At 55.3% G+C, this 22902-nt stretch carries 18 protein-coding genes; 10 read left to right on the top strand and 8 right to left on the bottom strand.

Annotated elements, in window-relative coordinates; translation table 11 throughout:
- Positions 1–82: 82 nt before the first annotated feature.
- From KJW29_RS26725 to KJW29_RS26710, 4 genes are read right to left on the bottom strand one after another with little or no spacing between them, the layout of a single operon-like run.
- Positions 83–898: an ABC transporter ATP-binding protein gene (locus KJW29_RS26725; protein WP_214626938.1), complete on the bottom strand. Its 816-nt coding sequence runs from the start codon at positions 896–898 to the stop codon at positions 83–85.
- Positions 898–1935: a FecCD family ABC transporter permease gene (locus KJW29_RS26720; protein WP_214626937.1), complete on the bottom strand. Its 1038-nt coding sequence runs from the start codon at positions 1933–1935 to the stop codon at positions 898–900. Before KJW29_RS26720 ends, KJW29_RS26725 begins: the two co-directional genes overlap by 1 nt.
- Positions 1932–2972, bottom strand: a complete 1041-nt coding sequence (locus tag KJW29_RS26715) for a FecCD family ABC transporter permease (protein WP_214626936.1) — start codon at positions 2970–2972, stop codon at positions 1932–1934. Before KJW29_RS26715 ends, KJW29_RS26720 begins: the two co-directional genes overlap by 4 nt.
- Positions 2965–4050 carry an iron-siderophore ABC transporter substrate-binding protein gene (locus KJW29_RS26710; RefSeq protein ID WP_214626935.1) on the bottom strand — a complete coding sequence of 362 codons (1086 nt, stop codon included), beginning with the start codon at positions 4048–4050 and terminating at the stop codon, positions 2965–2967. Before KJW29_RS26710 ends, KJW29_RS26715 begins: the two co-directional genes overlap by 8 nt.
- Positions 4051–4625: 575 nt before the next feature.
- Between KJW29_RS26710 and KJW29_RS26705 the strand changes: the two genes are divergently transcribed.
- Both KJW29_RS26705 and KJW29_RS26700 read left to right on the top strand, forming a co-directional pair.
- Positions 4626–6182: an ATP-binding protein gene (locus KJW29_RS26705; protein ID WP_214626934.1), complete on the top strand. Its 1557-nt coding sequence runs from the start codon at positions 4626–4628 to the stop codon at positions 6180–6182.
- A 257-nt stretch (positions 6183–6439) separates the two neighbouring features.
- Complete coding sequence (locus tag KJW29_RS26700; RefSeq protein WP_214626933.1) at positions 6440–7147, top strand: Na-translocating system protein MpsC family protein; 708 nt, start codon at positions 6440–6442, stop codon at positions 7145–7147.
- Between the two features lie 175 nt (positions 7148–7322).
- Here KJW29_RS26700 and KJW29_RS26695 read toward each other — a convergent pair whose 3' ends face one another.
- A complete protein-coding gene (locus KJW29_RS26695) occupies positions 7323–8216 on the bottom strand; it encodes an alpha/beta fold hydrolase (protein WP_214626932.1) in 894 nt (297 codons plus the stop codon).
- Between the two features lie 163 nt (positions 8217–8379).
- Here KJW29_RS26695 and KJW29_RS26690 point away from each other — a divergent pair, with 163 nt between their 5' ends.
- The 8 genes from KJW29_RS26690 (at position 8380) to KJW29_RS36570 (ending at position 17020) form a co-directional block, all read left to right on the top strand.
- Positions 8380–9093: a MerR family DNA-binding transcriptional regulator gene (locus tag KJW29_RS26690; protein WP_214626931.1), complete on the top strand. Its 714-nt coding sequence runs from the start codon at positions 8380–8382 to the stop codon at positions 9091–9093.
- Positions 9090–9800, top strand: coding sequence for an ankyrin repeat domain-containing protein (locus KJW29_RS26685; RefSeq protein WP_214626930.1), 711 nt, complete (start codon positions 9090–9092; stop codon positions 9798–9800). Before KJW29_RS26690 ends, KJW29_RS26685 begins: the two co-directional genes overlap by 4 nt.
- A 37-nt stretch (positions 9801–9837) precedes the next feature.
- On the top strand, positions 9838–10575 hold the full coding sequence (locus KJW29_RS26680; protein ID WP_214626929.1) for an SMI1/KNR4 family protein: 738 nt from the start codon (positions 9838–9840) through the stop codon (positions 10573–10575).
- A gap of 335 nt (positions 10576–10910) precedes the next feature.
- The gene (gene helD, locus KJW29_RS26675; RefSeq protein ID WP_214626928.1) at positions 10911–13340 is read left to right on the top strand and encodes an RNA polymerase recycling motor HelD; all 2430 of its coding nucleotides are present in this window, start codon (positions 10911–10913) and stop codon (positions 13338–13340) included.
- Positions 13341–13457: 117 nt separating this feature from the next.
- Positions 13458–13607 carry a hypothetical protein gene (locus tag KJW29_RS26670; RefSeq protein WP_214626927.1) on the top strand — a complete coding sequence of 50 codons (150 nt, stop codon included), beginning with the start codon at positions 13458–13460 and terminating at the stop codon, positions 13605–13607.
- Positions 13608–13738: 131 nt separating this feature from the next.
- Positions 13739–15703, top strand: coding sequence for a ribosomal protection-like ABC-F family protein (abc-f, locus tag KJW29_RS26665; protein ID WP_214626926.1), 1965 nt, complete (start codon positions 13739–13741; stop codon positions 15701–15703).
- Positions 15704–16061: 358 nt separating this feature from the next.
- Positions 16062–16721, top strand: coding sequence for a FusB/FusC family EF-G-binding protein (locus KJW29_RS26660; RefSeq protein ID WP_214626925.1), 660 nt, complete (start codon positions 16062–16064; stop codon positions 16719–16721).
- A gap of 173 nt (positions 16722–16894) precedes the next feature.
- Complete coding sequence (locus tag KJW29_RS36570) at positions 16895–17020, top strand: hypothetical protein (RefSeq protein WP_261800278.1); 126 nt, start codon at positions 16895–16897, stop codon at positions 17018–17020.
- 318 nt (positions 17021–17338) lie between these two features.
- On the opposite strand, the gene KJW29_RS26655 is transcribed toward KJW29_RS36570, so the two are convergent.
- The 3 genes from KJW29_RS26655 to KJW29_RS26645 are packed head-to-tail and all read right to left on the bottom strand — an operon-like array spanning position 17339 to position 22886.
- Entirely contained in the window at positions 17339–19564 is a 2226-nt protein-coding gene (locus tag KJW29_RS26655) for a rhamnogalacturonan lyase (RefSeq protein WP_214626924.1), read from the bottom strand.
- The gene (locus KJW29_RS26650) at positions 19564–22188 is read right to left on the bottom strand and encodes an exo-rhamnogalacturonan lyase family protein (protein WP_214626923.1); all 2625 of its coding nucleotides are present in this window, start codon (positions 22186–22188) and stop codon (positions 19564–19566) included. Before KJW29_RS26650 ends, KJW29_RS26655 begins: the two co-directional genes overlap by 1 nt.
- A complete protein-coding gene (locus tag KJW29_RS26645; protein WP_214626922.1) occupies positions 22185–22886 on the bottom strand; it encodes a DUF1961 family protein in 702 nt (233 codons plus the stop codon). The genes KJW29_RS26650 and KJW29_RS26645 overlap by 4 nt, the downstream gene beginning before the upstream one ends.
- Positions 22887–22902 lie beyond the last annotated feature (16 nt).

Genomic DNA, 22902 nt, shown 5'->3' with positions numbered 1-22902 from the left:
CGACCCTGAGGGGGGGGGGAGTTGTTTTGTTCTAAGAGGCGACTCTCCTCCCGGCATTCATGGGGATATGTTGTTATGTTGTTCAAAAAGGATAGTCCGCCTGCACATGATACCGTCCCTTTGGCACGACCATTGGGGATCCCGATATCGGGTCCGGTATAACCGTGCAGTCCAGTCCGAAGATGTCCTTTACGAGCGTGCTGGTCACGACCTCGGACGGCGTGCCTTCGGCCACGAGGTTGCCTTCGTGCATGGCGACAATATGATCGGCATATCTCGCGGATAAGTTGATGTCATGGAGGACCATGACGATCGTTGTGCCTGCTTTGCGGTTTAAGTCGGTGAGCAGGTCCAGAATTTCGACCTGATAAGTAATATCAAGGAAGGTCGTCGGCTCGTCCAGGAATAGAATATCCGTTTCCTGCGCCAATGCCATCGCAATCCAGACGCGTTGCCGCTGACCGCCCGACAACTCGTCGATATTGTGGTTGGCGAATTCGGTAATCCGCATCGTTTCCATCGCTTCGGCTACCGCCGCGTAGTCCTTCTTCGTCCAGTTGCCGAACAAGGACTGATGGGGGAACCTCCCCCGCCCGACCAAGTCCGTCACGGTAATACCCTCAGGGACGATGGGGGATTGCGGCAGCAGTCCAACCACCCGTGCCAATTGCTTGGGCGGAATTTTGCCCAGCGGTTTCCCGTCGAGCGTGATGGTGCCGGACTCAGGCTTGATCAGCCTCGCCATCGTCTTAAGCAGCGTGGACTTGCCGCACCCGTTGGAGCCGATAATGACGCTTATCTTATGGCTGGGGATAACAAAATCTACGCCGTGAATGACTGTTCGATTCTCATAGCCTGCTACAATCCGTTCGACCTGGAAGTGATGTGTCGGCTTCATTATAATTCTCCCTTCCGATTCATTCGGACTAACAAGAAGATGAGATACGGCGCTCCGAGCAATCCGGTGATGATGCCTACAGGGAATCTGTAAGGGGTAGCGAATTGTCCGATGAGATCCGCCGCTAGTACCAAGTTAATGCCTACCAGACCCGCAGGGATAATGTTCGAGAAGCCGATTCCGACTAACCGCTTTGCTATCGGCCCGGCAAGAAAGGAGACGAAAGCAATTGGGCCTGTAGTGGCGGTCGCGATAGCAATCATGCAGACGGAAGCCACGATAAGCGCGATCCGGGTCTTGTCTGTGGCGACGCCAAGGGAAGTAGCCGCTTGCTCACCGAGTTCCAATAGATTCAACTGCTTGCCAAGCAAGATGATGATAGGCGTGCAGATCAATACGGTTACCATCAGAGGCGGCAATCTGTCCATCTGGGCGCCATTAAGGCTGCCCGTAAGCCACCTTATTGCAGCGGGGAGATCTTGTTCCGCGCTGACCAGCATCAGGTAAGAGATGATGGCATCGATCATGGCTTGTATGCCGATCCCGACTAAAATGAGCCTTCCAATCGAGAACGACCTGCCTCGGGACAATACATAGATCAAGATGACGGTGGCAAGTCCCGCAATGACGGATGCTATCGATATGACGGCCCCGCTGGCTTGAAGAATAACGATGCAAAAGACGGCTGCCACGCTGGATCCCGATGTAATGCCGATCACGTTGGGATTGGCAAGCGGGTTGCGCAGCATGGTCTGGAACGTATACCCCGCAATACCGAACGCGAATCCCGCAAAGAGCCCTGCAAGCATTCTCGGCAGGCGAATCGTGCTCACCGCGAAGGATACGCCCTTTAGCTGTTCGCCCGACAGCGCACGGATGACGTCCTGTACGGGATAGATGGTGTTGCCTAACATAAGCATGGCGCAGCACAACATGCATGCCAGTACCGCAAGCAAGCTCGTCACAAGTATCCATCGGCCGCGTCTCTGTCGCCGGCCTGCCATTATTAGAGCAATCGTCGAATGATTATGGGTCATAATGAACGCACTTTCGATCTCATAGCGACTATGATTAGTAGGGGTGCTCCGATAAACGCCGTCACAACGCCAACCTCAAGCTCCCCGGGTCTGCCGATCAGCCTGCCGCCCACATCCGCAATGGTAAGAATACCGGCGCCGACAATGGCTGACATCGGGATAACAAAGCGCAGGTCGGGTCCTATCATTAAGCGGATGACGTGAGTGGATAACAGTCCGATAAACCCTATCGGTCCTGCCAGCGCGGTAGTCGCGCCGCATAATAACACGCCGGCGAGCGCCGCGGCGAATCGGAGCGCTCCCGTCCGAACGCCGAGTCCGGTCGCGGTATCGTCTCCCAGCGCCAATGCATTGAGGGCTGGCGCCGCGAGGAAGGCGACCAGGAGTCCGACGGCCAAGAACGGGACGAATGTGCCGATGCCGCTCCAACTGGCCGAGCCCACGCTTCCGACTTGCCAGAACCGGAATTGGTCCATGACGTAAGAACGCGGAATCATGATAGCGGTAACTAAGGAGCCGAGGGCGGCGCTTGTGGCTGCCCCGGCCAGAACAAGCTTAATGGGCGTGGCACCGCCACGCCCCATCGAGCCGATTCCGAATACGAACACTGCAGTAAGCGCAGCACCGGCCAAAGCTAGCCATATATATTGATTCGCTGTGCTGATGTTCCAGAACGCGATGCCGCACACCACGAATAACGATGCTCCCATGTTAACGCCCAAAATGCTGGGATCCGCAATGGGGTTGCGCGTGACGGCTTGCATCAGCGCTCCGGACACTCCGAGCGCCGCTCCGCAGCATAAGCTGAAGACGGTGCGCGAGATTCGCTTGTGTACGATGTTGGCCGAGTAGGAGTCCACGTCGGAACGGAATAATCCGTCCATGATTTCCTGGAATCTCAAGGGCTTGGAGCCCAAGGCGAGCGAAGCCAGCACGCATACGACAAGCAAGACTATACAAGCGGCCAGAACCAAAGCAAAGTTTTTAGGCATATGCGAGTTAAGCCTGCCCGTGTTCGGAATCGAAGAGCTACTCATTGAGCTTGTCGATTGCTCCGCCGATTAATGCCAGATATTCGTCCATCGTATAAGCGATGGAGAGCGGATTCGGGTTGCCGGATGCGGCCAGCGGCGTACCGTTGCCGATAAACACGACGGATCCTCTTTGGATCGCAGGAATTTTGCCCAGCAGGGAGTCTGCTTTTACTGCTTCATACAAGCTCTCGTCGCCATAACCGATGATGATATCGGCATCGTTCAGCGCTTCGGCATTTTCGGCGCTCAAAGACAGCGAGTAGGCAGATGGGTCTGTGATTTGGCTCGTGACGCTCTCCGGATATTCCATGCCAAGCTCGATCAGGAATGCCCCGCGGGGATCTGCAGGCGTATACAGGTGCAGCTTGGACATATCCTTAGCCGAGAAGTTGACCCAAACGACTTTTTTGCCTTGCATTTGCGGGTATTTGCCCGCTTGTTCCTTGATCAAAGCTTCGGTGTCTTTGATGAGCTGATCGCCCTCTGCTTTCATGCCCATGCCTTCCGCCGAGAAGAGCACTTGTTCGCGCCAGGTTGTTGCCCATGGCTTGGACTGATAAGCGACAACCGGAGCGATTTGGCTCAGCGTTTCATAGTCTTCCGGAGTAATGCCGGAGTAAGCGGCAAGGATGACGTCCGGATTCGCATCGGAGATGGCTTCGAAGTCCAAGCCGTCTGTATCTTGGAAGATATTTGGCTCCGCAACGTTGAGTTCCTTGAGCTTCGCGGCTGTCCAAGGCAGCAACCCGCTGTCGTCTTGAACGCCGTAGTTCGCGGCCGAGAAGCCGACGGGAACGACGCCCAGGGCAAGAGCAACGTCATGGTTCGCCCATTGGATGGTTACAACTCGCTCAGGCTTGCTTTCGATAACCGCTTCGCCGAGAGCATGCTTGATGACGATCGGATATTGCGTATCGTCTTGGGACGGTGTCTCAGTCGCAGCGGCAGGCGCTTCGGCGCTTGTTGTCGGGGAAGGCGACGGAGTGGAAGTAGAGGCTTGACTGGAGCAGCCTGCCAGCGCGATGGCAAGCAATGCGGCAACGAACAACGTGGATAATGAGTACTTGCGTTTGGAATTCATTTGTGTACCTTCCTTATCTTGAAATATATTTTAGCTAACGCTAATTCATGGGATAAAAAAGCTCAATAACGATAATGATTATCATAATCATAAAATATATATTCTTATCGGCGTGTTGTCAATAAAAAATATCCCGAGGCCGGCAGTAGGGATTTATTTGCTGTTTAAAGGCGCGGATGAAACCATATGCGTCTTTTCGCGGAAAAAGCGTTGTCAAATGTGACAAAATGAGCGAGAAGTGGTTGAACGCTATCCCCAGTATGAGTACAATAAAAATGGGCGAAAGACAACACGCTTTGGCCTTCAGGCAAGGATGATCCCTAGTGGAGTAAGTGAAGTCAGTACTAACAGCAACCGGCTGGGGCCTTTCTTGCGCGCCAGGATTAACGATGTGTTCGTAGATTGGGATGCGCATCTCCCTAAGAGCATCATCGTCTTCGCTCTGCAACCCATAACATATAAGGTATTAATGAACCAGAGATAGTGCTGGACATAAGCCTGGATAGAAGCTCTGCGAACAAGAGCTGCTATTTGGGCCTTTTTGTCTATATTCCCATAAGAAGGAGGTACAATAATTGTCTTCATTTCAAGAACGCGAGCAACATCAAGTCAGCGAGTCCGATCTAAGACTGGACAGGCTGGCATCTGTCGGCCAGATCGCCGCGGGCATCGCCCATGAGGTAAAGAATCCCCTAACCGCGGTTAAAGGCTTTCTTCAATTGCTTAAACACGAAGCGCCGCATAAGTATTTGGACTTCGCCTACGCGGAGCTGGAAAACGCTATCGATACCATGCAAAATTTATTGCATGTCTCGAAGCCGGATCTGGAGGACGAGCCCTTCGATGACATCCAACTGTGTTCCGAGCTGGAAGCCTTGCTGTACCTCTTTCAAGAACGATCCTATGAGGTATCCATTCAAAAGCAATTCTCGGATTGCGATACGAGAATTTATGGCAAACGGAATCAGCTGAAAAAAGCTTTTTTCAACCTGCTCAAAAACGCCTTCGAAGCCATTGGCGACAACGGAACCATAACCGTCAAGCATTATAAATCGGGCGACAAACTGTTCGTGACGGTTACGGATACGGGCGTCGGGATCCCGGATGGGAAGCTCAAGCTGCTGGGCACGCCTTTCTATACGTCGAAATCGGAGGGCACCGGGATGGGACTGACGCAAGTGTTCGCTTCCGTATACGAGCATAACGGGATCATAAGGGTCAGAAGCGAGGTGGGAGCAGGAACGGAATTTTCTATCGAATTTCCGGTTCATCATCCGACATCGAATCAGTGGGAGGCAATTCCGATGAACGTAAAGTATGTTCAGAACCATAGCTTTCCGGAATTTTATTTAACGAATCAGCCTGAGTTTCTCGAGACGCTCAAGCTGCAAGGCAAAGAAATCTTCGAGCTCATTAATGTGTCCGAAATAAGCCCTGCCTCCATACTGGAATCGGCAAATACCGTCGTGATGCTGCTGAATGAACGCAACGAGCAAGGTCTTATCGCGCACGCCAAGGAACATGGGAGCAATTGGGCCAGCCATAACCTGGACTTGATACTGAAGTTGGAATGGATTCAAATGCTCCGCAAAACCTATTGGGATTTGTTATACCATTACTACGCCAACGTAGAACAGACCGAAAATGAGTTTTTTCAGCTGGAGAGGCAGATCAACTATACGCTGGACACCTACCTGAAGCATTTCGCATCCAGCTATGCCGAGTTCAAGAACGAAGTGCTGCGGAATCAACGCGTTATGATCGAGGAATTATCTGTTCCCGTCATTCCGTTGTATGAACATACGGCGATACTCCCCATCATGGGCACCTTGGACACGGCTCGCATCAAGAAGATTCAGGAGCATGCCTTCGACCGGATCTATCAGCTGAAGCTGAAAGAAATCATCATCGACTTATCCGGCGTTGCTTATATGGACGACAAGATAATGTCGCAGCTGTTTAAAATCGTTAACGGCGCCTCCATACAAGGCTGCAAGGCCATTATGACAGGCATTCGACCAGAAATGACAAGCACGATGGTCGAATTGGGAATTTCGCTGCACGAAAGGGTTGAGACAAGAGGGTCCTTGCAGCAAGCACTAGAAGAAAGCGTGCGATCTTACAAGCTTTGACCTTGCTAATTAGGCGTAAAATCATTAAGATTAAGTGAGGGTAACAGATATGATGCTATTACCTTATTCTTTCACGCGATAAAGGCTCGCATTCTAGCAATAGCATTTATACGAACTCGGAATTTAGCTGGCCGCAATGAACCAGAGATAGCGCTGGACATAAGCCTGAATAAATGTTGCAATCGCGACCTTTGTTTAGGCTTTTTTTTATTTTTATGGAAATTTCAGGACACAGACTAAGGATGAACTTACAGCATATGAATGATAATTATTTCCAGAACGAAATAGCAAGCCATATTGGGAAAATGCTGCGAGATGCATTCGGCAAAGGACCTCAGTCCATCTATGTAAGCGTAGACAGACCTTATATTGTGATCTATCTGCGTAATTTCTTGACGCCTACAGAGAGAATCCTGCTGAATCAGGGACAGCAACAGACCATACGGCATACGCGGGACATTGTGATGTCTTGGTTAGTCCCCGAGATTAAGGCCTATTTGCTGGTATTAACCGGTATAAGCAACCTCGATTTTTATTATGACTGGGAGTTGCCTTATCATTCCGGGGTCTTCGTAGGACAGTGGTCCGACGAGAATGCCGCGATAGAAGAGAGTGCTGCGGCAGAAGAGGCCAGGGAGCCCTACGCAGGCCAAGAGGAGCTTCATCGCGAGCTGATTCTGATGAGCGGCCGTATTCAAAAGGAGCCGGAACACATTGACTCCCGCCAGTTGAACAAGCGAACGCTGCTGGTGGTCCGAAACGGGATCCTGATCGATCTGAGCAAGGAGCTGATCCGGCTTCGCGACGAGGAACACTTGAAGGAGGCGTTGACTCGTCTCGAGAAACAATTTGTGCGGGATAATAAACATGTGGAGCAAATACTTAATGCGCGAATCGTCGACGTATTCGTTGATTGGGACTTCGGGAGAGATCGAAGCGTCATCGTACTTATCTTAAGCCCGTAGGCATGCATGGTCAGATTTGCAAGGCAGCGCCAGGCCGCTGCCAGACCATAGGAAGGCCTCGGTCTTTATGGAAAGACCGAGCCTTTTTAATAAAATATAGGACAGTATAAGTTTTTTCTATGCTTGGCCTCTATTTCCCGGAATGAAACTTACTGCGCCGCCAAAGGACGACAGCCTACTTACCTTGAGCCAGCAAGTGCTTCGTCAGCCACGGTTTGATCATAGGCAGTACTGTGTCCGGCTGCATCGCTTTCGTATGGTCCATATCCTCCCCCTGCAAAAGCGCAATATCCCAGCCCTGTTCTGTCAAAGCCGCTTCATGCCTGCGCAATGCCCCCGCGATATCTACCGTCACGCCTCCAAAGTTTTCCCCATACACGATCGTGTCCCTCTCCCCCGCGAAAGCAAGTCTCGGCAGCTTCAACAGCTCAAGAATGGACTTGTCGTCGAAATCCCGCAGATGGTCATACAAGGTGTAGAATTGTTTCGTTTGTTTGGGATCCAAAGCTATCTGGACGCTGCCCCAATCAAAGCCCTCCGGGCTGCTTTCCGGGCCGTTGGAAGATTGGAAGACATCGCCGGAGCGGTTCTGCTGTTGCAGGGCTTGCTCATGCGTCCTGGACGTTACGGTCAGCATCTCCTTGTACGGCCCTTCGAGCGGCGGGAATCCTCCCATGATCAAGCTCTCCAGCCGATTGCTTCGAATAGCAAGTTGCAAGCCGGCGAGAGCGAGCCAAGAGTAGCCGTAATAGCTGAAGACCGGTACATTCATTTCGTCTGCGATTTGCAGGAAGTCCTGGCAGACGGAATCGGGAGTCAGCAGCTCCGGTCTGGGATTGCCCATGAGATGCCCCTCATAGTCGAAATATAAAATCCTGAACCGGTCCGACAGCCCCTCGACCATGTGTTTGCCCAGCTCGGGATCGACGCCCCACATGCGCAGGTTGTCGGCATCCTTGCCGTACACCGATTGCTTGAACACCGGAAGCATAACGACCGGATTTGACGGATTGCCGGCCAAACCGACCGCAAGCGCTGTACCGTCGCTTAACGATATGTTTTTTTTCAATGCGTTCATTCCTCCTCAGCGGTATCTGTTTCATCTTCTACGATACAACATGGATGCAATCGTTCGGTTTGGTCCGGCAGAATGTAGGTGGTATAATGCAGAGTAGGCTGAATAGTTAACGAAGCACTTTAAGGTATGGCTTGAAGGATGGAGGCGCTAGAGCATGGCGAAGGTCTACACGCCTAGTCAAGTGGCACGGCGTCTGGGTGTCAGTACCACCACCTTAAGAAGATACGAAGAGCAAGGGCTGCTTCCCGACGTGCCTAGAGGCGGGGGCAATCGCCGGTGTTATGCATCCGTTCATCTCCAGGCTTTCATCACCATCCGGTGGTTATTGAAGGGCTATGAAATCCCCTTGGCTTACGATGTCATGAGAAAGATCAAGGGCGGGGAGACAACGGATGCCCTTTGGTTGGTAAACGGGCAGCTGCATATCGCCCAGGAGGAGAAACGGCGCGTCGAGGATATCATTCGAATGGTCCGGCATACGGCATTCGATCGTTATCGCAACGTAAAGCTGACGGATGGGATGAGCATCGGACAGGTGGCGGAGCTAGCCGGAGTCAACGCTTCTGCCATCCGGCACTGGGAGAAGGAAGGGCTGATCGTATCGGCACGGGATCCTGGCAATGGTTACCGGATCTTTACGATAGCCGAGCTTCGCAAAATTTTGGTCATCAGCAGCTTAAGGAAAACAATCTATTACATCGAGAATTTAAAAGATGTTCTGAACGAAATCGAAGGACATCGTTATTCGACGGTCGATCAATCGTTCCAGTACGCCCTTCAGCGGCTGAACGGCAAGCTTGAGGCGCAATTCCATGCGATAGCGGAGCTTATGAAATACATCGGGTTGGTTAGGAGCAATGATGCATGAAGAAGTGGTTGCTTATCGGGCTGTGCTGTCTGTTCTTGCTTCAAGGCTGCGCGGATTCTGACGGCGGAGTTTCAGAAAATAGGGATGAGGAGAGTGGGAGCATGAACGGGAGTCTGAATGAAGGGCTGCTGGCTGCCGCGAAAGCGGGGCAGCAGGATGCCATTGAAAAGCTGCTGCAAGACGGGGCAGACATCAATGTACAGGATGGAGAAGGACGCACGCCTGCCATGATCGCGACCTACAACAACGATATCGGGATGGCGAAGGCGCTGATCGAAGCGGGGGCGGACGTCAATATACGGGACGGGATGAAAAACTCGCCGTTCTTATATGCCGGGGCGGAAGGGTATCTGGAAATTCTCAAGCTTACGATCGAAGCGGGCGCCGATCCCGCCATTACGAACCGTTACGGAGGCACCGCTCTAATTCCCGCCTCCGAGCACGGTTACGTGGAGGTTGTCCAAGAGCTGCTGACGAAGACAAACATCGACGTCAATCATGTCAATAACCTGGGCTGGACGGCGCTGCTGGAGGCCATCATTCTAAATAAAGGGAACGAGAGGCAGGAGCGGACCGTGGAATTGCTGATTCGGCATGGAGCGGATGTCGACCTGGCGGACAAAGAAGGCGTGACCCCGTTGCAGCATGCCCGCTCGAAAGGTTTTGCAGGGATTGAGAAGCTATTAGTGGAGGCCGGGGCGAAGTAAGCGGGCGTATAAGTTTTTCTCAACTGGAGGTGTGGCCATGTATTTGGTATCCCAATCGTATCTGCTTGACCGGGGAGGACAGGTTCCGGAAGAAACGGCGGCAGCCGTGTTCCCGCCGGGATATATACGGTTTCTCCAGCGCTTCGGCGCGGGGACGTACAGAGGGTGGATGAACGTCTATTGGCCCGATGCGGAAGTGCTGAAGCCATTCGTCGATTACGACCTGTGGGAGCATGACGAGGACAGCCCCATTACCCAGCAGCAGATCGGCGAGCTGATAGCGATCGGGAGCTCGGTGGACGGCGATTTCCTTGCGGTGCATCCACCGACCGGTCAGGTGCTTTGGCTCCCCCGGCATGGGGACCAGTTGCGGCGGCTCTCGCTGGATGTATCGGAGCCGGAAGACGACGAGGCTTATGCGCGTTCGCTGGACGAAATTTTTCGCGAGGTTTACGGCAATGTTCAAGAGGATGACGTGTATTACGAGCCACGGTCGGATACAAGGAATCATCTCTTCCTGCGCTTGCCGCCCGATCAAGACAGACTTACGCTGTCGCAGCTGGCGGGTTTGTGCCGCGAAGCCTTTCCGCCGGATCTGGTCATCGAGAACCAATACGGGTGCAAGCTGTTCAATCGCCGGTTAGGCGGTTATATCCGTTTCAATTATGCTAATCGGCAGGAAGTAGCCATCATTTACGAGAAGGATGCCGGACAGCTGTTCGCCGACATCAAGCAGTGGCTACTGTCCCAAGGCTGCGTGCAGTTTGGGCAGTGAATAGCGCAAGTTAACAACGGCCGAGGGTGTTGTCCGGGGCCGAGCGGTCTCTGTGCGTTCTCTGCGCGATCGGAACGGCATACCGTGGCAAGTTGTGCAGCAATCAAAAAAGACGGCCTCTGTCATCGACAGAAGCCGTCTTTGGTTATGTGATCATTTTGAACGGTTTACATGACAAACAGTCTATGTTATGATTAATAAATCTGTGCGGACTGCATGAATGTAGACGGATTTAGAACATCTTATCTATACTTCTATAATATCATGTGGATCGCCGAATTGTCAACCAGGTTTTTAAAAAATCCATAACCACCGAAGGAGCGTGTTCGCAAGAGATGATCAGCGCCGACGATTGGAAGGTAGAGCAGGAGCGGCTAAAATCCGTAACGGAGCAGCTGCATAAGGAGATAGACAGACTGGAGCCCGAGGTTACGGGGCTTCACCATCAAGTGACGGATATCCGCAAGCAATTCTGGGAAGAAGTCACGGTTAATACGAGCACGGACGAGGATTTCGAGGAAACGTTCCACAGCATCAAGCAGCAGGAAGCGCTGCTGTCGGAGCGGGAGCGAAGCCACCGCCAACGTCTGAAGCAATGGAACAATATGAAGCGGCTGCTGCCATCGCCTTATTTCGGGCGGATCGATTTCGCGGAGGAGGGGGAAGGCTCCCCTGAACGCGTTTATATCGGCGTCTCCTCTTTTGTCGACGAAGAAGGTTTGAACTTCCTGGTGTACGATTGGAGAACGCCCATCGCGAGTCTATATTATGATGCCTCTCCAGGAGAGGCGGACTACGAAACGCCCGGAGGGACCGTCCGGGGGACGATGGCGCTGAAACGGCAATATCAAATTCGGAGCGGAGAGCTCCGCAATGTTTTCGATACCAGCGTCACGATCGGCGACGAGCTGCTTCAGCAGGCGCTGGGCAACGGGGCGGACACGGCCATGAAGAGTATCGTGGCCACGATACAGAAGGAGCAGAACGCCATCGTGCGCGACGTTAAGAGCCGCATGCTCATCGTGCAGGGAGCGGCCGGCAGCGGCAAGACGTCCGCCGCGCTTCAGCGCGCAGCCTATTTGCTGTATAGATACCGCAATCGGCTGACGGCGGATCAAATCGTCCTGTTCTCTCCTAATCCCATGTTCAACAGCTACGTGTCCACCGTGCTTCCGGAGCTCGGCGAGGACAATATGCAGCAGACGACCTTTCAGGAGTACCTGGCCCATTGGCTGGAGCCCGAGGTTTCGGTGGAGAGCCCTTTTGACGGACTGGAATTTGCGCTGACAACGGAGGATAGGGATGCGTATGAGACCAGGCAGCAAGGGATTAGGTATAAATCGTCGGAAGCCTTTCTAGATGCGCTTCGCCGATATGCGGAGTGGCTGTGCCTGCAAGGAATGAGGTTTATCGGCATTACGTTCATGGACAGGGAACTCGTTACTGCGGAACAAATGTCCACTAAATTTTATGGCTTCGACAGCTCGGTCTCGCTGGAGAATCGGATCACTATGCTGCGCGACTGGCTGCTGAAGGAGCTGGCCGTATTGGAGCGCAAGGAGCGTGCGGCGGAGTGGGTCCAGGACGAACTGAACTATCTGGATATGGAGGACTATCAAGCGGCATATGGTTCCATAAGGAAAAAATATGAGAAGGAAGACGCGGTCTTCGACTTTACTCAACAATATCTGGATGCGTACGGCGACGTCCCCAAGCGGGAGCTGGGAGAAGAGAATGTATTCGACTTCGGCGATCAAGAGGAGGAGTTTCTGCGCCGCATGATCGCGAAGGAAAGGTTCGCGCCGCTGCGGCGGGAAGTAAAGCGTCTCAAGTTCGTCGATGTGATCGGTCTCTACAGCGGTCTGTTCGACGATGTATCAAAGTATCGGGACATGACAGGAGAGCAGGAGCTGCCATCGCTATGGAGCGATATATGCCGGGCAACGCAAGAGAAGCTGGAGAGAAAGGAGTTGCTGTATGAGGATGCGACTCCGTTTCTCTATATGAAAGAGCTCGTGGAAGGCGCCCGGAGAAACAATGACGTGCGGCATGTGTTCGTGGACGAAGGCCAGGATTATTCGCCGTTCCAGTACACCTTCTTGAAACGATTGTTCCCCCACGCCCGCATGACGGTGCTAGGCGACTTCGGGCAGGCGATCTTTCCTCAGGCGACCAATCTGCAGGAGACGGATTCTCCGTTGGTCCGACTCTACGGAGAAGAGCATACGACGCTCATACGCCTCGTCAGAAGCTATCGTTCTACGCGGGAGATCGTATCGTTTACGAAGCCGTTGCTGTCCGAGGGCGAGGGGATTGTGCCTTTTGACCGGAGCGGGGGCAAGCCGATAGTGACGATGCTTGACAATGACGGGGAGCGAACGGCGCGTATGCTGCAAGACCTCGCCATGCTGCAAGCAGAAGGCTTTGGTTCCATCGCCGTCATTACGAAGACCGCGGCTGAGAGCCGCGAGGCCTTTGGGAGCCTGACGGCTGCGGGAGGCGAGAATCTCCTGCTCATCACAAAGGAGACGCTCACCTTCGAACGGGGTATCTCCATTCTTCCGGCCTATCTGGCCAAGGGCGTCGAGTTCGACGCGGTTTTGATCTACGACGCATCCGCTCATGTGTACAATCGGGAGAGCGAGCGGAAGTTGTTTTATACCGCCTGTACGCGTGCGATGCATCGACTGCGGCTGTACGTAATTGGCGAAGCGACACCTTATCTGACGGGATTGGACCGGGAACTGTACGAGACGGAGACCTGACAGATCGACGCGAAGCCGTGGGGCAGAAGGATTTCCATTTGCGCGTATGTATGTTGCGGAAGGCGCAGAGGCTGTTGTATACTGAAAACTAATTAGGCAAGAGGAGGTGAAGGTAGGATGAATTCGGAAGTTGTGAACGCGCAAGTGAGCCGGCTGCCCATCGCGATGGCTGGCATCGTTCATGGTTTGGCGCAAGACGGGAGAAGTCTGTCCACTTATGACCATACCGATAACACAACTTGCGAAGAGGCTCCTACCTTAACCTGAACGGATCGAACGGAACAGGACGTGGGGAATTTTCCCTGCGTCCTTTTTTTAATATGTCCGGCGTCTTCGAGTGAACTCGCCGGAGATCTGAAAGCAAGCGGGTAGGGCCTCCATTATGAGGAGGAACCCCTATGTTAACGATAAATTGCCAGAATGTGAAAAAATACAACGCCGCCCAGCTCGTCCTGGAAAACGTCACCTTTGAGCTTCGGCATGGAGAGAAAGCCGGGCTTGTCGGCCGCAACGGCAGCGGCAAGACGACTTTGCTCCGCATGATCGCCAAGCTGGACGCTCCTGACGAAGGAATGCTGGCCATTAGCAAAGGCGCTCGGATCGGCTATCTTCGGCAAATGCCGTATATGAGCCCCGGCACGACGGTACGCGAAGTGCTGGAGAGCGGCTTCCGAGACTTGCTGGATTGCCGCGCTCGCATGACGCAGCTGGAGTCGGAGATGTCCTCGCCGAAGCAAAGTCCGGAGCGATTGGAAGATCTGTTGGCGGAATATGCGAAGCTGCAGGAGCGTTTCGAGCGGGACGGAGGATACGGGCTGGAAGCCCGAATCGACGGAGTGGCCGACGGCTTGCGTATCCCGCGGGAGTGGCACGCTCGCGCCTACGCAACATTATCCGGCGGGGAGAAGACGAAAGTCGGACTCGCTTCGGAGCTGCTGAGAGAGCCGGAACTGCTGCTGCTTGACGAACCTACGAACCATCTCGACATGGGCGCGGTGGAGTGGCTCGAGGATTACCTGCTGGGGTACGACGGAGCCTGTCTGATCGTATCCCACGATCGCTATTTCCTCGACCGTGTCGTAACGAAGATCGTGGAGCTGGAGGACGGCGAATCGACGGTTTTCCATGCCAACTACAGCGGCTACGCCAAAGAGAAGGAGGAGCTGGTCCTCCGCCAATTCGCCGATTACCAAGAGCAGCAGAAGGTTATAAAAAAGATGCGCGAGACGATCAAGCAACTGATGGAATGGGGCAGGATCGGCGATAACGGCAAGTTCTTTCGGAGAGCGGCAAGCATGCAGAAGGCGCTCGACCGCATGGAGAAGCTTAAGCGTCCCGCGATCGATCGCAAGGAGGCGGAGTTCGGGCTTCGTCCTACCGGGCGCTCGGGCAAGCAAGTCGTCGTATTCGACGGCGTAGAGAAGCGCTTTGGGGCGACAACGGTGTTAAATGGCATCTCCGGAGAGCTGCATTATGGCGAGAAGGTTATGCTGATCGGCGACAACGGCTCCGGCAAATCCACTTTGCTGAAGCTCATGTTAGGGGATTATGCACCGGACGGCGGGGAGCTGAAACTGGGCTCGAGAGTCGAGGCGGGTTATCTGGCTCAGCAGCAGCGACCGGACAATCCGGATCAGACGATCTTGGACTACTATCGGGAGGAAGCGGGCGTGGAGGAGGGCGAGGCTCGGAACAGCCTTGCAGCCTACATGTTCTACGGCAAGGAAGTGTTCAAGCCAGTAGGTATGTTATCGGGCGGAGAATGGACGCGTCTTCGACTGGCGCTGCTCGTGCTCGGGAAGCCGAATCTGCTTATTCTCGACGAACCGACGAATCATATGGATATCCCGTCCAGAGAGGCGTTGGAGGATGCGCTGGAGGACTACCCCGGCACAATTCTGATCGTGACGCACGACAGATACCTGATCAATCGGTTGGCGCAGAAAATATGGGAGCTGGACCGCGGCCGTCTCTCCGTCTATCTGGGAGGATTCGATGAATACAAGGCGGAGAGCCGCAGGAGGAAGGCCGTCGCAGCAGCGGATGCAGACGCAGCCCCCGCCCCGGCCCCAGCCGCAGGCGCTGGCGATAGCGCGATCCGGAGCCGGCCGCGAACGGAGCGTGAGCGTTCGGTTAAACAAGCGGAGCCGCTCAAGGAGAAGGAAGCTAAATCTGGCGCCCAGCTGGAAGCCGAGATTGCCGAAGTGGAGCGGCGGCTTGCGGAGCTGGACGCGGTACCGGGCATTCCGGCACAGGACGCTGACGCTTTGTCCCGCATGGAGCTAAGCTGGGCGGAGATGGAACACCTTCGGGCGCGTCTGGATGCGTTGATGGAGAGATGGCTGGAGGCGCAGGAGGAATGAAGCGCAACCCGCGTTCGACGCCACAAGCAGCTTAGCCAAGGGATTTCGCCCCTCGATTCGCCATAGGGATTCGTCGGCTATGCATCATTCGGACTGGCCCGTCATTCAGGAGTCCGCCGGCGCACTCCTGTTTCCTTTGGCCGATGGGAGAGTTATAATAGCTTTACTTGAACCACTCGGAGGTGATACTCATGGCAATTCGAGATTGCCGGATTGGCAAGGCCTCATGCAAAGCCTGATAAGGAGGCGATACTTTGCATGAATCGGGCGCTTATCGCCGGACTGAGCATATATCGTTTCTAATAGCGGGCTTTGCACCTTATTTGCTTGACCAATTCGAATAAGGGGCTGAAGTTTAATGTGCCAACCGTTTATTAGAAACTACCAATATAATGAAATTAGGCAACAAGCCGAGTCTGTCCTGCGCGCGACAAGATCGGTCGGGGATCCCAAGATTCTGGACTCCGTCCGATATGGCGCGCAGCTTAAAGCGACGGAGTTGTTCCCGGATTTAACGGACAAGGGCAAGGCGCTGCTGGAATCCGTGACGGAGCTAAGAACAGCGGACGAGTGTCACGCATATGTGCAGGCGCTCGAGCCGTACCTAGTGCCGTTCCCCCCGATCACCGAAGGGCAGATTCGGAAGCTGTTCCCCAAGAATAAAAAATTGAAGATTCCGGACCTCTCGGGGATCGACTTCCGATATATCACCTACTTGAGCTGGACCGATATCTCTACGGGCAAGATGTTCATCGTCTATCATAACGGGGAGCAATTCTTGGGCCTCGAGGGAAGGTTCACGGCAACCAATAAGAAGAGCTATTGCTTCGCCTGCAACCGCTATGAAGAGCTGGTGCTGTTCTCAGCCGTCGCGAAGAAGAGGCCTGCCCAGGCTTCCTCGGATTATTACAAGTCGGTGGGGCATTATGTGTGTGCGGACGGACGGGCGTGCAATAACAACATAACGGATATTGCTTCGTTGGAGAAATTTATTCATTCCGTGCTAGGGCGTGTCTGAATACTCCGAGGGGAGCAGATTTTGCCGAATTTTCGTTCCATGCAAGGAACTTTTGTGAAGGCGTACCGGGGGTACGTCAAGCAAAAGTGACGAAGCAGGGGGCGGAAAGGCGGTGAAAGATGCCCCTGAGCGGGTTTTCAGACACGACCTAAATTAAGCAAAGCTGGCACAGAATGAGTCAATCTAGATGGAGCAGCTTCAGCGTGTTAGGTAGATCAGGCGAGTTGGTGGGCATGATCGACAGCTTGTTCGACAGCTTGTGCGTTCCCCTCCTCGTTGCTCCCGCTGGCGGAAAATAGAAGCTCCCGCTAATCTGAATAAATCTGGCGATCGGCTAGGCATAGAGGGAAAACCTCCCTCTAATCGGGGGGATTATGCCCGAATACAGCGATCCGGTCGGGATTATAGGGAGGATTTCCCTCTAAAGCGCAAGCAAGGGCGGAGACGGGGACATTAGAGGGCGTTTTTCCCCTTATTCGCGAGAAGGGGGAACGAGCACGACCCACACAACACAACTCCGATTTATACGTGAAAGGACCTCGAATCCTACTGCAAAGCGGGATTTGAGGTCCTTTTCTTGAAAGATAAGAAAGTATAAGTTTCACTCTATACTGGGCTTATATTTCTCGGAATGAAACGCGCTGCACCGCCGACCACAGAAGAGGCACCGCGCGCCAATCGAGATCCGATGCCAAATAGAAGCTTGGATAACAAGGCTGGTTATACACGACGTTCTGCCAGGCGACGCCGACCCGGTATTGGGCGTCATGCATCAGCGTGTACAGCTTGCGGTCGGTAAGCTCCGTGCTGACGTAGATCCGAATCGCGGAGCTGTCCGCCGTCCTTACAAGCAGCTCCTCTCGCCAATCGCCGAAGATGTCGGCTACGAGGCAAGGATTGCCTTTCGTGCCGTTATTGGATCGACAGCCTTCGGCGGTAAGGAGCCGGCCCCTCTTCCAATCGTCAATGGCAACGGGTTCATCGAAGGAGCCGCTTATGATCTGGGTGGTCATGTCGGCGGCCCATCGAATGTTCATATTCGTGCCGGGCGCCCTCTTGTCGATCTGCTCGCCTTGCGCAGTCATTAAGCCGTACGTCTGCCGGCTGTGGATATCCTCGCTGCACCACGTTTGCAGGCCGCGGCATTCGGGATCCACTTGGCCGATCATCCCGCGGCCCACATCGCCATCCGCCGGAGCGCCGTACAACACCTCGCCCGTCCGCGCATCCCGCAGCGTGTATCCGTACGGCACGGACGCGCCTCCCTCGTGGACCATGAATATTTCCAGTCCCGGCCGATCGGGATCGATATTGGCGACGTGAAGCGCATCGCCGTGGCCGAGCTTTACCTTTCTATCCGCCTCGGCCCCCGACGAAGCGCCTGCTTGGGGCATGACATCCGCAGAGCTATATAAAAGGGAACCGTCATGGTCGATCGTCGCCGCGCCGTAGATGATTTCCTGACAGCCGTCGCCGTCCACGTCGGCCACGCTCAAGGAATGCGCTCCCTGTCTGGCCAGCGCGCCGAATGACTCATCGCGCCCGTCCGGGAGATGAAGCGTATCGTTGAACGGGTTGTTCATCGTCACCCAGCCGCTGTCCGCGATCCATTGCTCCCGAAGCTGGCGGCCGTCCCATGAGTAAGCGACGACCGTCGCCCTCGTGTAGTATCCTCTCGCGAAGATGGCGGACGGCTTCTCGCCGTCCAAATAGGCAACGCCGGCGAGGAAACGGTCGACCCGGTTGCCGGGCTCGATGCGATTCCACGCATAATCGCCCCACATCAGCCCGTCGTCATGCCGGCCGGGTTTGTAACGGACGGTCTGCAATTCTTCACCCGTCCCGCCGCGGAATACGGTCAAATATTCCGGGCCGTCCAGCACGAAGCCTTCGATTCCCCGCAGCGCGTTGCGGCTGCTTCGGCCGGGCGCGTAGATATCCATCATATAATCCGCCAGCTTTTCCGCATCCTCTCGGGTCAAGGGATAATCGTACTGTCCCTCGATGCCGAAGCATGCCTCCAAGGTAGCCGGCCAATGGCCGGCCGTCACTTCTTCGTGCCGATGCCAGCGCATGAACAGCGCTACGATATGAGCGTAGTAGTCCGAGCTGCTCATCCGGTAATCGTCCTGGTGGCTATAGCCGGCGGCGAGATCCTCTTCGGGCATTGTGATGTACGTCTCCGCGGCTCTGTTATCCTGTCCGCCGAACCGGACCGTCTTCGTGCCGGGAGCCGTCTTCATCATCAGCTCCGCGCGGCCGTCGCCGTCGAAGTCGAAGACGAGGAACTGCGTGTAATGCGCGCCGGCCCGTATGTTGGCTCCGAGATCGATGCGGTACAGCAGCGTCCCGTCCAGCTTGTAACAATCGATATAGACGGGCCCGGTGTAGCCCGAATGCGAATTGTCCTTGGCATTGGAAGGATCCCATTTCACGAAAAACTCGTATTGCCCGTCGCCGTCGACATCCCCGACGCTCATGTCGTTGGCGGAGTAGGCGTATGCCTCTCCTGCGGGCGTGACGCCACCCTCGGGTTTTTGGAGCGGCAGCTCATAATAGTTTTCCTGCCAGGGCTTAACGGTAGGGCTGCGATCCGACTCGGCACCTGCTACAACCGCGCGAACCTCGTATTCCGATGCCGCGCTTCCGCCGCGGTCGAGATAATTGGTGCTGTCGTTCACGTCAGCCAACAGGGCACCGTCGCGATAGACATGGAAGTCCGTGCCGGTCAGACCGCGTTCGCCATGCCCCGTGGCTTCGCTGCCCAGCAGTCTCCAGCTGAGGAAGATGCCTTCGGACGAACACATGGCTACGAGTCCACGGTCTAGTTGCTCCATCTGCATTAGGTTAGGTTCTCCTCCTTATGTTCGTCCATGTCCAAGGAATCCGGCAATTCGTCCCCGATGAGTTCCAGACAGACGATTGTATTAATTGACCATTGCGAGACCGTGTTCGTGGAGATCCAAGGTATTTCGGTAATCTCCCGGACAAACGACTGGCGGGGCACTTCCCGCGTCTCGAGCGGGATTTCCACGCTCCAATTGTAAGGGCTGCCCAGCAGATACTCCCATGCCTGCCTGGCGAGCTCGCCGTTCCCCGTCAGGCGGGCCGCGAAAGCCATCATGGCGGTCGACAGCATGGGGATGTTCCAATCCTTGCCCTGCAGCGTGCCGCCTGAACGGCGGATCTTCTCTTCCTTCGGCAAATTGTAGAATTCCCCGTATTCGGCCAGCATGGCGTCCCATTCCGGATCTTGCAGCAGATGGGCCATCTCCGCCCAGACCTGCGCCCCGCCCATGCAGATCATGAGGTGGTGGCCGTAATTTTCATGGCCCATGAACAGGAGCTCGCCGGTCTTCGGCTCGTACCCGAAGACGGGACCGGTCAGCAGTCGGTTGGGCATGGCTTTCAAGCTCGCGATGCCGCGCAGCATCTTGTCGCGGTAGGCGGCGTCTTCGTACCGCTCCCACTGGACGAGCCAGTTGGAGCAGAACGCCGCCCAATCCGGTCCGCTTCGGGTATGCGTCGGGAATTCGTCCTTGGCGAAATAAGACCGCATGGGGTCGAGCCGTAGCGTCGCGTAATCGGAATCCTTGACCTCGTCCATGATATCGCCGATCCGCTCGTCCGCCGTCAAATAATAATAAAACTTATGCAGCCCCGCCATGCCGATTCGCGCTTCCTTGCAGCCGCAGCCGAAGTGGAGCACGTTGTGCCTGGAGCCAAGCCCCGCGTATTCGCCGATGTGGTAGAGGTCGACCTCGCTCGTATGGCGGGTCATCGCTTCCGCGAGACGGAAGATATCGGCCCGGCCGGAGCGAAGGAACATATACCACAGCCATATGTTCGGAGCGAGCTCCGTATTCTGCCAGGCGCAGCCTCCGATATCGTATTTCCAAGTGTGCCGCACGGGGTCGTAGCTGTGCATGACGTCGCCGTAGTCCCAGAAGCCGTACCAGCGGCGCTGCTCGATCTCCTCCTGATAGAAGGAGATCAAGCCATCCAGCGTGTCTTCCAGCTGGGACTTCACGGGCGTGGAGCGATTCGGCAGACCCCAGGACCCTAGTGCGCGTGTTTCCCAGTAGCGCGTGGGCTCGCAGACCAACAGAGGCGGAGAATCCTTCATCCGTACCATGGCATCTAGCATATCGTGATCCGGTGTAGACTCGCAGCACCAAAGCGTCAGCTCGGAAGTGTTGCCAATGCCATAAGGCGTGCTGCGAAGCTCATCCGCTCCTTCGTAGCAGGAGACGACGTGCGTATCGGTATCGTAGTGCCGCAGATCCATGGCCGGGGCGTCCGGCGACCAGAGCCAGAAGGTGAGGTTCGCCTCGTCTCCCGTTAGTCCTTTCGCTTCCAGAGCGGAAGGGTGCTTCTCCCAGAAGCGGCGGACGCCGATCGCCAGTCCTCCATGGTCCCCGCCGGCATATAACAGTCCGGCGGCTCTTCTGCCGGATACGGAACGGATCCAACTGCAGCCTTCCTTCGTCCGCTTCAGGATGTCATAGCTGTCGGAGGACGACTGGACCAGCTTGAAATCCCCCCATTCCGGCGAATCCGCAAGGAGACTCGGCAGTTCGGCATCCTGCGCAGGGTCAAGGACAATCGGTAATCCCGCGGCTTGAAGCTCGTACAGCTCGCGCTGCCTCTCCGGCAAGCGGAATGTCATGAGTCCCTTGGGGGACTCTCCGAACCAGCCCGTGTCCCCGGCAAGGCGGACATGACGGTTATATAACGGGCCTTTCATCGGAACGGAGAAAGTAATGCCCAAGCTCTTAATATAGTCCTGATGGGGGTTGCCGTCATAGAGGAAGGTATGAACGATGGAAATCGACCGCTGCCCGGCATAGAATACGAGTCGCAGCGTGAACGGGAGCCACCTGCGGCCGCTTATCGATAATTGATGGCGGCCCCGTATGGCAATAACCGCGCGAATGGGGCCGCTCTGTTCCACGGCTGCTTGCTCGACGACGCTGTGCATCGGCTCTTCCACGACGGTTCTATGGCCCGAGACGGCATGATGCTCCTCGCGCATGCCAACCAGCCTGCCGTCCGAGCATACCGTTCTTCCGCCGATCCGCAACTCTTGGATCACGGAGGGCCCCGAACGTTTCGCCCGGCAGACGATGGCGCCGGTGTCCACCTCGATATGCTCCGCCGTTTTCCGTATGACGATTCTTTCGGCAGCCGCAAGGGGAGAGCTTTGTCCCTGCTCCAGTAAATATCCGTCCTCCCGAACCTCTTGAAGCGATGCCGCATGAGCCGTCCATTTCACGCTGCCGTCCGGCCAATAGGCCGTCGGCCAGCTTTGCATAGCCACGTTGGCGCCTTGCAGACCGCGCAGCCTGATAGGCGTGCGGCGATCCAGCTCGCCTTGCTTCCATGGCGCGCCCCAGACGACGCCCGTAGGCAGAACGGGCCGCCCTTCAAGCCACGACAAGGCTAGTTTGCCGCTGTTACCTGTCATTCTATATCGCTCCTTTGCAGCCGATACACTTCCAGCTCGGAATATTCCGCAATCATGGGCGCCATCTGCCGGAAGCCGAGCAGGCCGCGGTCCAGCACTGGACCATAAGTCACCCCGTCGTCAAGAAATTGAAATAACAGAAGCTCATCGATGTAAAACCGGATCAGGGATCCGCGCTTCGTTACCTGCATGAGGTAAGGAGGATCGCAATCCGCGATGGCGGGAAGCGGGTCCGCCCCTTGCGCCACGAGATGGAAGCCGTGGCTTTTGCGCAGATTGCAGGTCTGAAAGCGGCGTTCTTCGGCATAGCTCCTGCGGAAATAAGAAATATGATAAGCATTCAAGTCCCCGCTATGATACTGGTCGTACTCGCCGCTTCTGGGACGCAGAGCGGGGTCGAACAAGTCCTCGCCGCCTCTCCCTGCGGCGGAGAAAAACAGGATGCACAGCCCGGGCTGGCGAATGGGCCAGAACTTCCATCGGATGGCGATGTCGCCCTGGAAGTGCTCCCTGCACCAGTACACAATATTGGCGGCTTGCCCGTCCTTCGGGTCCCGCCTGCTCTCGAGCCGAAGCCTTCCAAGCGGGAAGCTGGCCATCCCGTCGCCCTCCATGACGAAGTCCGCGACGTCTTCGGCGCAACCTAGCGGGTTGGCATAGAGCAGCTCCCCAAGCGCGGCGTCGTCCCGATCGTCCATTGCCCATGCCCCCTTC

Origin of the sequence: Paenibacillus agaridevorans, assembly GCF_018604145.1 — a bacterium.
Classification (GTDB): domain Bacteria; phylum Bacillota; class Bacilli; order Paenibacillales; family Paenibacillaceae; genus Pristimantibacillus; species Pristimantibacillus agaridevorans.
The sequence above is the reverse complement of the archived record's forward strand: the minus strand, read 5'-3'. Positions and strand labels throughout refer to the sequence as shown.